Source organism: Proteus sp. TSJ240517, assembly GCF_047921575.1.
In the GTDB taxonomy this organism is placed as follows: Bacteria; Pseudomonadota; Gammaproteobacteria; order Enterobacterales; family Enterobacteriaceae; genus Proteus.
This window is the reverse complement of the sequence record NZ_JBLRMH010000001.1, coordinates 373,931-386,079: the sequence shown is the minus strand read 5'-3', so window position 1 is coordinate 386,079 and position 12,149 is coordinate 373,931. Positions and strand designations below refer to the sequence as shown.

Annotated in this window: 10 protein-coding genes; 8 read left to right on the top strand and 2 right to left on the bottom strand. The window is 36.4% G+C overall.

Annotated features, from left to right (window positions below; translation table 11 throughout):
* Positions 1-185: 185 nt before the first annotated feature.
* On the top strand, positions 186-1,715 hold the full coding sequence (gene pntA, locus ACNARN_RS01805; protein WP_416304066.1) for a Re/Si-specific NAD(P)(+) transhydrogenase subunit alpha: 1,530 nt from the start codon (positions 186-188) through the stop codon (positions 1,713-1,715).
* Between the two features lie 11 nt (positions 1,716-1,726).
* The gene (gene pntB, locus ACNARN_RS01800) at positions 1,727-3,115 is read left to right on the top strand and encodes a Re/Si-specific NAD(P)(+) transhydrogenase subunit beta (RefSeq protein WP_198620018.1); all 1,389 of its coding nucleotides are present in this window, start codon (positions 1,727-1,729) and stop codon (positions 3,113-3,115) included.
* Between the two features lie 72 nt (positions 3,116-3,187).
* Here pntB and uspE read toward each other — a convergent pair whose 3' ends face one another.
* The gene (uspE, locus tag ACNARN_RS01795; protein WP_416304065.1) at positions 3,188-4,138 is read right to left on the bottom strand and encodes a universal stress protein UspE; all 951 of its coding nucleotides are present in this window, start codon (positions 4,136-4,138) and stop codon (positions 3,188-3,190) included.
* A gap of 141 nt (positions 4,139-4,279) precedes the next feature.
* Positions 4,280-5,038 (bottom strand): FNR family transcription factor, encoded by a 759-nt coding sequence (locus ACNARN_RS01790; protein ID WP_036912995.1) that lies wholly within the window; start codon positions 5,036-5,038, stop codon positions 4,280-4,282.
* Positions 5,039-5,544: 506 nt separating this feature from the next.
* Between ACNARN_RS01790 and ACNARN_RS01785 the strand changes: the two genes are divergently transcribed.
* The 6 genes from ACNARN_RS01785 to ACNARN_RS01760 all read left to right on the top strand — a co-directional run bounded on the left by ACNARN_RS01785 (position 5,545) and on the right by ACNARN_RS01760 (position 11,561).
* Positions 5,545-5,697, top strand: a complete 153-nt coding sequence (locus ACNARN_RS01785) for a hypothetical protein (RefSeq protein ID WP_198625658.1) — start codon at positions 5,545-5,547, stop codon at positions 5,695-5,697.
* A gap of 14 nt (positions 5,698-5,711) precedes the next feature.
* Complete coding sequence (locus tag ACNARN_RS01780) at positions 5,712-6,596, top strand: 4Fe-4S binding protein (protein WP_416304064.1); 885 nt, start codon at positions 5,712-5,714, stop codon at positions 6,594-6,596.
* A gap of 124 nt (positions 6,597-6,720) precedes the next feature.
* A complete protein-coding gene (locus ACNARN_RS01775) occupies positions 6,721-7,746 on the top strand; it encodes an NAD(P)H-quinone oxidoreductase (protein ID WP_198620021.1) in 1,026 nt (341 codons plus the stop codon).
* Between the two features lie 516 nt (positions 7,747-8,262).
* A complete protein-coding gene (locus ACNARN_RS01770) occupies positions 8,263-10,098 on the top strand; it encodes a tyrosine decarboxylase (RefSeq protein ID WP_368926670.1) in 1,836 nt (611 codons plus the stop codon).
* Positions 10,099-10,516: 418 nt separating this feature from the next.
* On the top strand, positions 10,517-11,413 hold the full coding sequence (locus tag ACNARN_RS01765; protein WP_368926672.1) for a PadR family transcriptional regulator: 897 nt from the start codon (positions 10,517-10,519) through the stop codon (positions 11,411-11,413).
* Complete coding sequence (locus tag ACNARN_RS01760; RefSeq protein ID WP_164996164.1) at positions 11,406-11,561, top strand: hypothetical protein; 156 nt, start codon at positions 11,406-11,408, stop codon at positions 11,559-11,561. Before ACNARN_RS01765 ends, ACNARN_RS01760 begins: the two co-directional genes overlap by 8 nt.
* The last annotated feature ends 588 nt before the right edge of the window (positions 11,562-12,149 follow it).

Sequence of the window (12,149 nt, the reverse complement as noted above, 5' to 3'; positions counted from 1 at the left end):
ACTAAAATGATCTAATTAAGTTCAATTTTAGCTTTACACAGATATAGATTATTGGTTTTATTTTCAGTAGGTTATTAGAACTCCGATTAATGGCATGCATATTATTATTTTTAACATTTTTTTTGCATGAATGTGAAGTTAACGGAGAAGTTTTAACAGAACTCTATGGATAAGAAGGGAAAATTATGCGAATTGGTATACCCAAAGAGCGACTTTCTAATGAAACAAGGGTTGCAGCTACACCAGCTACAGTGACTCAACTCATAAAATTAGGATTTACAGTCGCAGTTGAAAATGGCGCAGGTATTGCCTCAAGCTTTGAAGATAAAGCTTATCAGGACGCCGGTGCCGAGATCCTCGCTCTTCAAAATGTTTGGGAATCAGACATTATTTTGAAGGTAAATGCACCTCTGGATAATGAAATTACGTTGCTACAAGATGGCGCGACACTGGTAAGTTTTATTTGGCCAGCTCAAAATGCGGCATTACTCGAAAAGTTAGCTGAAAAGAATATTAACGTGATGGCAATGGATAGTGTGCCACGTATTTCTCGTGCACAATCTCTTGATGCGTTAAGTTCAATGGCAAATATTGCAGGCTACCGTGCTGTTGTAGAAGCTGCCCATGAATTCGGAAGATTCTTTACTGGACAAATTACCGCCGCAGGTAAAGTACCACCAGCTAAAGTGATGGTTATTGGTGCTGGAGTTGCAGGTCTTGCTGCGATTGGTGCCGCAGGAAGTCTTGGTGCAATTGTTCGCGCATTTGATACTCGCCCTGAAGTTAAAGAGCAAGTTCAAAGCATGGGTGCTGAATTCCTTGAGCTTGATTTTAAAGAAGAAGCGGGCAGTGGTGATGGCTATGCTAAGGTAATGTCAAAAGCATTTATTGATGCTGAAATGGCATTATTTTCAGAACAAGCAAAAGATGTTGATATCATCATTACAACGGCATTAATTCCAGGAAAACCCGCTCCTCGTTTAATTACGAAAGAGATGGTCGATTCAATGAAGCCAGGAAGTGTTGTAGTCGACCTTGCGGCTCAAAATGGTGGCAACTGCGAATATACCGTGCCTAATGAAGTCTTTACGACAGAACATGGTGTAAAAATCATTGGTTACACTGATTTAGCTGCTCGTTTACCAGCACAGTCATCTCAACTTTATGGTACTAACTTAGTTAATCTATTGAAATTATTGTGTAAAGAAAAAGACGGTAATATCAATATTGATTTTGATGATGTTGTCATCCGTGGTGTGACTGTAATTCGTGCGGGTGAAGTAACATGGCCTGCGCCACCAATTCAAGTTTCAGCACAACCTAAAGTTACTCCTGCTGCAAAACCACAAGAAAAACCCGTTGCTAAACCGGTTTCACCTTGGAAGAAATACAGTTTATTAGCGATAGCCTTTTTATTGTTTGCATGGCTTGCAAATGTTGCACCGAAAGAGTTTTTATCTCACTTTACGGTATTCGCACTTTCTTGTGTTGTAGGTTATTACGTTGTTTGGAATGTAAGTCATTCATTGCACACGCCATTAATGTCAGTAACAAATGCAATTTCAGGCATTATTGTCGTTGGTGCTTTACTCCAAATTGGTAGTGGTGGCTGGGTTAGCCTATTTTCGTTTATCGCAATATTGATTGCGAGTATTAATATTTTTGGTGGATTTACTGTTACTCAACGTATGTTGAAAATGTTCCGTAAAGGATAAGGGAGACAATTATGTCCAGCGGAGTTGTTACAGCGGCATATATTGTCGCCGCAATATTATTTATTTTCAGCCTTGCCGGCTTATCAAAGCATGAAACCTCTAAACAAGGTAACTACTTTGGTATTGCAGGGATGGCAATTGCATTGTTCGCAACCATTTTCGGGCCTTATGCTGGCAATGTGAGTTGGATCATTATTGCAATGGTAATCGGTGCCGTTATTGGTATTCGTTTAGCTAAAAAAGTCGAAATGACTCAAATGCCAGAATTGGTCGCAATCTTGCACAGCTTTGTAGGTTTAGCGGCAGTTTTAGTGGGCTTTAACAGTTATCTTGACCACAATACAGCAATGGATCCTGTTATGGTGAATATCCACCTAACAGAAGTCTTTTTAGGGATCTTCATTGGTGCTGTTACATTTACGGGTTCGATTGTCGCTTATGGTAAATTAAGTGGGAAAATGTCATCTAAACCGATGATGTTACCTAATCGTCATAAATTAAATCTTGCAGCTTTAGTGGTTTCTTTTTTATTGATGGTTTGGTTTGTTAAAACTGACAGTGTTGGTTTACAAGTTTTCTTAATCATCATAATGACTGTGATTGCCTTGGCATTTGGTTGGCATTTAGTTGCGTCAATTGGTGGTGCGGATATGCCAGTTGTTGTTTCGATGCTGAACTCTTACTCAGGATGGGCAGCAGCAGCAGCAGGCTTTATGTTAAGCAATGACTTGTTAATTGTAACGGGTGCATTAGTGGGTTCTTCAGGTGCTATCCTTTCTTATATTATGTGTAAGGCGATGAATCGCTCTTTTATTAGCGTAATAGCGGGCGGATTTGGTACTGATGGCTCAGCCTCAACAGAAGAAGGTGAAATGGGTGAGTACCGCGAAACAACCGCGGAAGAAGTGGCTGATATGCTGAAAAATTCAACCTCAGTCATTATCACTCCAGGTTATGGATTAGCGGTTGCTCAAGCACAATACCCTGTTCATGATATTACTGAAAAATTACGCCAGCGTGGTGTGAAAGTGCGTTTTGGTATTCACCCAGTAGCAGGGCGTTTACCGGGTCACATGAATGTATTGTTAGCAGAGGCTAAAGTGCCTTATGACGTTGTATTAGAAATGGATGAAATCAATGATGATTTCTCTGACACTGATACAGTCTTGGTTATTGGCGCTAACGATACAGTAAACCCAGCGGCACAAGATGATCCAAATAGCCCAATTGCAGGTATGCCAGTATTAGAAGTGTGGAAAGCGCAAAATGTTATTGTGTTTAAACGCTCAATGAATACAGGTTATGCAGGGGTTCAGAATCCACTATTCTTTAAAGAGAATACACAGATGTTGTTTGGCGATGCTAAAGCCAGTGTGGATGCAATTTTAAAAGCACTGTAATAGATACAGATAGCGAATAGAAAAAAGCCAGTCAAAATTTTGACTGGCTTTTTTATTTAGTATACAGAGCGTTTAATCGTGATCATTATCAACAGTAATAGGGCAGGTAAAACCATCAGGTTTGATAGCCAATAAATCACATTTGATATGATCAATCAGTTGCTCCGCAGTATTTCCTAAAAATGCGGCTGAAAGCCCCGTCCTTCCTAAAATACCCAAAACAACAATGCCAGCATTTAACTCTTCACAAACTTGAGGGATCACTTGTTCTGGCAATCCTTCTTTAACATGTGTTTTCTCTTCGGGAATGCTGAATTTCTGGCGAAGTTCCTTCATCGCAATAAGGTGTTGACCGCGTAGTGCATTGTTATAAAGATTAGGATCAAAATCAGGTAGCTCAATCGCAATATTAATCGGCGCAACGGGATAGGCGCTAAGTAAATGAACATCAGGATCTTTTTGTATGCGATGAGATAAGTCGGTTGTTAGCTCAATCAGTTTCAGATTAAGGGCATCATGATAAGATTCTTCATTCGATAAATTTGCGGCGACAACGATAGTACCGTATTCAGGCCACTCTTTATCTTTGACCATCCAAACAGGGCAAGGACATTTTCTAAGCAATTGCCAATCCAGAGGCGTAAAAATGAGTGAACCTAATTTATCATGTTGGTGAGCCATTTTTATGAGTAAGTCATGTTGATGTGCAACAACTTCTTCAATAATGGCTTCATAGGGGCGATTATGCCAAATGACTTTTATATCAATCTCTATGCCCGCTTCAAGGTAATAGCGTGCTTGCTGTTTGATCCAAGCTGCCTTTTGGCTGATAACACCTTTACGCATTGCATTACGTTCATCGGGAGATAAAAGGGTTGTCATGTCATAAGAGAGATCATAAACAGGTAGAAAAGCTTTTATCCGCCCACCATTACGCTGAACGATATAGACAGCACGGCGAAGTGCTGGTTGGTCATCTTGGTTAGGATCAATGACAACGAGAAGGTTTTGATATTTTTCCATTGTAATATCCTCTTTAGGGCTGGATTTATCCATCTACAATTTAAAGATAACCCAAGAAGATAAAATGCAATAGTACAAAATAGAAAACGGGGCACAAATTTGTGTGCCCCGTTATAAAATTAGCGTGTGAAATGTAACAGATTAAACTTCAACTGATGAAGGAAGTTTGCCTGCAAGTTCACTTAACAGTGTACTATCTTCGATAGTAATGTATTTGCCTTTAACGCTTAACATGCCACTTTTCTGGAAGCGACCCAGTAAGCGACTAATTGTTTCGACAGTTAAACCTAAGTAATTACCGATATCACCACGAGTCATGGTTAAACGGAATTCGCGAGGAGAAAAACCACGCTGTGCGAAACGGCGTGAGAGGTTATAAATAAAAGCAGCCAGACGTTCTTCTGCATTCTTTTTCGATAGCAGTAAGATCATTTCTTGGTCACCTTTGATTTCACCACTCATTAGGCGCATCATTTGTTGACGTAAGTTAGGCATTTTGCCTGACAGGTCATCCAAAGTTTCGAATGGAATTTCACAGACCATAGATGTTTCTAAAGCTTGTGCGAAACTTGGATGTTCAGTATTAATAATGGCGTCAAAGCCAACCAAATCACCAGCAAGATGAAATCCTGTTATTTGCTCGTCGCCTTCTTCCGTGATGGTATAACTTTTAATTGTACCGGAACGTATGGCATAAAGTGATTTCAGCTCATCACCTGCTTTAAACAAGGTTTGACCTTTCTGGATGGGCTTTTTACGCTCGATAATATTATCGAGTTGATCAAGCTCATGCTCGTTTAAAGTAAACGGGATGCAGAGCTGGCTAATACTGCAATCCTGACAATGGATTGCACAACCGCCAGATTGGATTCGGCGAACGACGCGTTTTTCTGGGATCATAAGCTTGCTCATTACAAATAAAAATATTGATATGCGTCAATTTTAACACATATTGCAGTAATTAGTAAGGGGAATAACGGTACGTGTGGAAATAATTCTGAATGTAACAAAACATGTATCTTGATAAAAACAATGTTTTGCTTAAAGGTCTATTTAGAACAATTTGCGCTAACCCTATACTCAATTGGTATATTATTCGATTTTCTAACGAAGTCATAGTGCTATTACTAAATTATCCTTGTCAAAAGCCAAAAATGAAGAGGCGCTTCAATATTTTTTACCTTTATATTGACATTTTATTTACGACTCTACCTTAAATTCGTATTTTTTATGCATAACTCTTTATTTTTATAACAAAAGATTAGGTAAAGTTAACTAGATGTATTTTTGATGCAACTTAATGCTACCTTGAAGCAGTCATTTCAACAAATGATGCAATAACGTTCCCTCACACGCCTATCATTGCGTATAATGAAACATTCGGATTAAGAATATCTGCATAGCTTATGTCAGTTCTTGATATTTTAATGATGGGATACAGTGTATGGAAATATCGTAATGCTGTATTTACTTCAGGATTGCGTATGGTGTTAGCAAGTAGCGCAATAATACTGATTGCAGAAATTCTTAATCGTTTTGCATTTTTTATTGTTAAGTAGTGGAGTAGTGATGTATGAGGCGTTTTATTAAGGTAGATCTTCCTCCTGAACCGATTATTAATGATAAATGTGTTAGAAAACGCCTCAAACAAAGCCTATGTGATAGTTGTTCCAAAGTTTGCCCTGTGGGCGCTATCACTTTTGCTCACTTAGATGTAAAAATAGACAATGAACTCTGTTTTCAATGTGGTAATTGTCTATTTACCTGTCCCGTTGACGCGATAGAAAATATCGCGCCTCACGAAAGAACACACCAAGATAATTACCTTGTTGTTAATCATGATGAACCGTTAGCAAGTACAGAAGAATTATTAGTGTGGCATCGCCAATATCAAATTAGAGGAATGAAGATAGCACAGCCTTTAGTGGATAAATGGCTTCCTGTTTTAGCAAACTTAAATCTTCAACTAAAAACATTACAAGAGCCTATTTGGCAATTAATTATCACAGAGCCTACTGATATTGATAGCGGACGTCGTTTTATGCTTTTTCGTCAAAAATTAGATGAAAAATCGCTCAATAAAAATCAAGTAAGAACAGGATTAAATGCAAGAAAACAACTTTATCCTGAAGATAGTTGGTTCCAAATTCAGTTAGACAAAGACAGCTGTATTCTTTGCTCTGCCTGCGCCAAAGTGTGTGATGAAGGTGCGATTAAACTTGAAAACAATATATTCATGCTTGATGAAAAGCGTTGTACGGGTTGCATGAATTGTGAAGTGGTTTGTTTTCCTAAATCTATCCATGTTAATGAACAAGTTGCTAAAAATAACGAAACAACACATTACCATTATTATAATGCCCACTGTGAAAAATGTCGTTTAGCCTTCTTATCTTGGACTCCAGATGCAAAATTGTGCCCGATTTGCATACAACATCAGAAGCAAGGTTGGTTATAATCTCTCTCAAATAGACTTAAGTTATTTATTGCTTAATAAGCTCACATCCTTATTAAAGTGAGAGATAACATGTTAATTTTATTTATTATTAAGTTTTGAGAGTGGCAAAATAAAATGGGAGCATATGATGAAAACAACTGTTTTACCTGCGGATATGTTAGAAATTGCCATTATAGAGCCTGGTGGTATAGATAAATTACAACCCCAACTATCACCGATACCGCCACTTCCTCCACATTATCTTTTGATCAAAGTTGCAGCTTCTGGTGTGAATCGCCCTGATATTTTTCAACGTCAAGGCAGTTATCCGCCACCAGCAGATGCTTCACCTATTCCAGGTCTTGAAGTTGCTGGAGAGGTTGTTGCATTAGGGGAAAGTTGCACTAAATGGCAGTTGGGCGATAGAGTCTGTGCTTTAGTTGCTGGTGGTGGTTACGCTCAATATTGTATTGCGCATGAAGATATCGCATTACCGTCAATGAATTTAACGGACATTGAAGCAGCAGCATTGCCTGAGAATTTCTTTACTGTCTGGGCTAATTTATTTCAGTTAGGAAAACTAAAACAAGGTGAATCTGTTCTTATTCATGGTGGAACATCGGGAATAGGATCAACTGCCATCATGCTTGCTCACACAATAGGTGCGACAGTTTATACAACAGTTGGCTCTGAAGAAAAAGCTGCCACAGCCCGCGCGCTCGGCGCTGATTATGTCATCAATTACAAACAGGCCGATTTTGCTAAAGAAATTCCTATTTTAACTGAAGGGAAAGGCGTTGATGTTATTCTCGATATTATTGGTGGGGATTACGTAGAAAAAAATTATCAAGTTGCCAGCAAGTTTGGGCGCGTTATACAAGTGGGCATGATGAAAGGAATGCCTAAAAATTTAAATATGATGCCAATGATGATTAAGCGTTTAATTCATACTGGTTCAACGATGCGATCTCGCTCAATAGAAGAGAAAGCACAAATAGCGCAAGAATTAAAACAGCAAGTGTGGCCACTTATTGCTGAAGGAAAAATTAAACCAATCATTAATGCTATTTTTCCATTAAAAGAAGTGGGTAAAGCACATGAGTTAATGGAGTCTGGTGATTTAATTGGTAAGGTAATGCTTGAAATCTTATCTTATAACGGAAAAGAGTAAAAATAAGAGTGCTTAAAACGTATTTGATATAAGAGTAAGCACTTCTGTTACTTTCTAAAAAGCGAATATTCCGAAAAACACATGTTAAATATTTCATGTGTTTTTTTATGTATTGAAGAAAAAATGAATAACATTTAAATAAATAAATTCTTATTTTAGATAAGTAATTTAATATCTATTCTTTTTAATAGATATTAAGCAATAGAAATATTCATTAATTCTGATTAAGGTAGATTTAAATATTGACCTTATCAAAAATAATATCACATTTACAGAAATATAACTTAAATCAAAATTAATAGTGAATTTAGTAAACTAACAAATAAAGCTAAATCATTTATCATTAAAGTATCTTTTGCTTAAATCAAACTAGAAAAATGTTAACTGATATCAATAAAATAAAGAAGATTCTTACTCATCATGTAGTATATCATTTGAATAAAGATTAATTATTGACGATTAATAAACACAAATTTCATTAAAACAGATAATAAAAATTTATATATAGGTGCGATGATGGCAAATTACAAACAAACCTGTCTGAGTGCTACAGAGCGTGTATACCATACCCGAACCATTGATATTCTTACATGTTATCATCGAGAGATGGCAAAAATACTAATGAATAGTGAGTATTCTTTTCCTAAAGCAAATAAAATGAAAAGAAATAATAGCGAGAGTTTAGACGCTAAAATAAAAAGTAACACTATTGAAAAAAAAGCAGTAGATAATGCTTATGAACGTATTTTAGAAACTTTAAAACAACAAAATAATTATAATCAATCTGATATTGAACCTTATTTTTCCCATCATCATTCACAAGTGATGCAATTGGCGAAATTTGGTTATCTTTCTGCATTAGCATGCAACTCAGATAATGTTTTTAATAATCATTCCCCCTTACTAAAAGAACAAGAAAAGAAAATTACAGATGATCTCTGTAAATTAATCGGTTTCTCATCAGAAGATGCATTTGGTCATATCACAACAAGCCACACTCTTGCTTGCTATGAAATATTATGGGCACTTAGAAATTTAAAAACATTACCAATGGCAATTGCTCGTCATCCAAAATCACGGGATTTGGTTGCAGATAAAAAAGCCTTTGAGTTATTCAATATGTCTGTCACCGATATTTTAGCAATAAGCGAACAACTCAATGAGCGTGGGATTTTTGATGATGTTAGTCATTTAACATGCCGAGGAACAGGCATGACAAAAACAATGCATTTAGGAAAACTGCTTGTTCCTGTTTCCCGTTTTGAATTTTGGAAAAAAGCAATGGATATCCTTGGGTTGGGATATGACAATCTTATTGCATTGCCTATTGATGAAACATTTAAAACCGATATTGAAAAAACACGCAGTATTGTTTTTCGCCTGATTGAACAAGGCGAGCCTATTCTTGGCGTTATAGGAATATTAGGCACACCGTCTTATGGTTGTGTTGATAAGTTAAAACCACTTTTTGAACTAAGAAAAGAGTGTGAGGAAAAATACAACAATTCATTTTATATCCATATTGATGCATCGCAATTTGGTTATATGAAAAGCTTATTTCTTGATGACAATTATGATCTTATTCCTTATCAGATTTTATGTAAGAAATTAAAGAAAGAAGCACCACTACTGCAATTGACATCTGAAATATATGAAAGCATCACACAACTTTCTTTCGCTGATTCAGTCTCTTTTGAACCATTTCAAGCTGGATTTTCACCATATCCAACTGGTGTAGTATGTATTAAAGATGCGCGTCTTAGTCGTTTTTTAACAAGTCCCCCTAGATTATGTCCAGATCAAGCAGATAACGTTCCTGAAATTGATGGTATTCAATCCGCACCGGCAGTGGCGTCGATGTGGAGTGTGCATCAACTCTATCCTTTTACTTCATCTGGATATGGAAAATATGCACAAATTCAATGGGAAACGCGTGTCAAACTTGAGCAGTTTTTTAATCAAGCCGCAGCTTTCGAAAAAGAAGGTGATCACTATTATATTCGTATTTTATCTGTATCTGACTTTAATAAACTAAATTTTGCGATTGTAAAGAAAGGAAATAAGGACTTAGAAACGCAAAATGATCTGAATAAAACAATCTATGAAAACTTGGTTATAAAAAGTCATCATAAACAAGATTTAAGTTTATTAACGTTTTGTGCTCGTAATAGCGATGATGCACCAGCGCAGTTTTGTTCTGAGTGCGGTTTTGATAACAATGAGTGGGAAACTATCAAATACTTAAATTTGTTGCAGCTTACTATAAAAAGTACTGAAATTTGTGATGATCAACAAATTGAAGCTGGATATCAATATATTAAGAAAGTAGTTTTATCCGCATTAGACCAGTAGCAATATCTCTTTTTTATATTTCCTACAATTAAAATAAATTTTGTTAAAAAGCGAAGTAGTGGGTTGTTACTCATTATCTTCGCTTTTTTTAAATGAATTAAAGGTGACAGTGTCACTCTTTGTATTGTAAATATGTTCTTTTTTGTGTGCATCTAAAGCTAAAGGTGTCTGCTTTTTATTCATTATTGTTAATTATCTTCTTTTATTTTTATTGATAGCACGTAAAAGCAAGCTAGAGAATGATAATCATTCATAATTAAGGCTACGTTTGAAAGATATAATCATAGATAAATCATATTGTTAATAAGAAAGAGAATTTAGATGTGTATTTAGATATATCTAAAACTTGATCATTTAGATATATCGGATTATATTACACCCATGAATTCGATATATCTAAAACAATGAGGGAATATTTATGATGATTCGAGCATTAAACTCACTTTATCAACAACGTGCTGAAAATGGCGGACATGGTCACGGAAAAGGGCGTTGTGGTGGTAAAGGCAAACATAGCCAGCACCAAGAAAATCATGGTGAGCATTGCTGTCATGGTGAACACAGTCATGGACACGAAGGTCGTGGCGAATGCTGTCACGGTGAACACGGTCATGGACACGAAGGTCGTGGCGAATGCTGTCATGGTGAACACGGTCATGGACACGAAGGTCGTGGCGAATGCCGTCATGGTGAACACGGTCATGGACATGAAGGTCGTGGTGAGTGTTGTCATGGTGAGCATGGTTCTGAAGGGCATGGAAAACAACGTGGTCGTGGATGCGGTGGCAGAGGTAAAGGCCAAGGTCGCCAGTTAAAACGTATGTTTGATCATGGTGATTTACGCGTTCTGCTACTTAGCATGATCTCGAAAAAACCAAGCCATGGTTATGAAATTATTAGAGAAATAGATGAGGCATCTTCAGGATTATATGTACCTAGTCCAGGTGTTATTTATCCAACGCTAACACTACTTGAAGAGCAAGATCTATTAGTTGCGACGATTGCTGAAAAAGGCCGTAAAAACTACAGCATTACACCTGAAGGCACTGCATTTTTAGCAGAACATCAGGATATAGATGCCAATATTCAAAAGAAACTGGCTTATGCGAGAGATTTATCTCAAAACGCAGGTGGTGTTTCTGAGGAAATTGAATCTGCTGTTGGTAAATTAAAAGCAGTTTTACGCCATAAATTAGTATTAAAAGAGCTCTCTGTGGAAAGAGCAGGACGTATTGCTTCTATTCTTAATGAAGCAGTTGAGAAAATTGAAGCTATCAATGAGGCATTGATCTCAGAGGAAAGGGAAGATGAATAAAACAGATACTCAGCTACAAAATTCAAGAAGAAATAATGAAATAGACAAAGATGATTTGGAAAATAATCCAGCAGTAAAAGAACAAATTTGCCCTAAAATGCCAGTTTCTTATTTTCGTAGAGCGTTACGTAAACCTGGCAGAATATGATAATGATGGACGGAGGTTATAATGATATGACCTCTGTTATTTTCCCTTCAATCAAGCTATTCCTACCCACTTGTTATCATTATAAATGGTTTCTAAATATCAAAGCCGCCTAATTCCTGATAAAACTCTCTTTATCTTCTATCGCTATCTAAGTTAATCCTTAACTTCATTTATTTGTAAATCATCATTTTTTGATGAGGATTACATCGTTTTTCTTAGGTTATTGTACTAACCTCAAAAAAATCACAAATGATTGTGGAAATGTTCCATATTAACTATTATTTTATTTAGCTAGTGAACCCATTATAAAATTTGAAAACTTAAACCAGAGATATGCTTGAAATAATAAATTAAATACTGAATCAAAATAATAAGCGTTTGTAAGTACTTAAACGAGAATAAGTACCTTAGTTCAAACGTAGCCTTACTTATGATGTAGGACGCTAGTCAGCATAAATAATGGCAAAGTGATGAGGTATCGGTTTATTTATTGTTAAGAATAGAAATAATGATGCGAATAACTGATTGATATTTATAAAAATATTATCGAATAAAAATAACAATACGCTCACCAGATAGAACAATCAA

What these genes read in the sequence shown, in the direction of transcription:
- ACNARN_RS01785 (WP_198625658.1), top strand. Translation starts at nt 5,545, where the DNA reads ATGTCAGTTCTTGATATTTTAATGATGGGATACAGTGTATGGAAATAT.
- ACNARN_RS01765 (WP_368926672.1), top strand. Translation starts at nt 10,517, where the DNA reads ATGATGATTCGAGCATTAAACTCACTTTATCAACAACGTGCTGAAAAT.
- pntA (WP_416304066.1), top strand. Translation starts at nt 186, where the DNA reads ATGCGAATTGGTATACCCAAAGAGCGACTTTCTAATGAAACAAGGGTT.
- uspE (WP_416304065.1), bottom strand. Translation starts at nt 4,138, where the DNA reads ATGGAAAAATATCAAAACCTTCTCGTTGTCATTGATCCTAACCAAGAT.
- pntB (WP_198620018.1), top strand. Translation starts at nt 1,727, where the DNA reads ATGTCCAGCGGAGTTGTTACAGCGGCATATATTGTCGCCGCAATATTA.
- ACNARN_RS01760 (WP_164996164.1), top strand. Translation starts at nt 11,406, where the DNA reads ATGAATAAAACAGATACTCAGCTACAAAATTCAAGAAGAAATAATGAA.
- ACNARN_RS01790 (WP_036912995.1), bottom strand. Translation starts at nt 5,038, where the DNA reads ATGATCCCAGAAAAACGCGTCGTTCGCCGAATCCAATCTGGCGGTTGT.
- ACNARN_RS01770 (WP_368926670.1), top strand. Translation starts at nt 8,263, where the DNA reads ATGGCAAATTACAAACAAACCTGTCTGAGTGCTACAGAGCGTGTATAC.
- ACNARN_RS01775 (WP_198620021.1), top strand. Translation starts at nt 6,721, where the DNA reads ATGATGAAAACAACTGTTTTACCTGCGGATATGTTAGAAATTGCCATT.
- ACNARN_RS01780 (WP_416304064.1), top strand. Translation starts at nt 5,712, where the DNA reads ATGAGGCGTTTTATTAAGGTAGATCTTCCTCCTGAACCGATTATTAAT.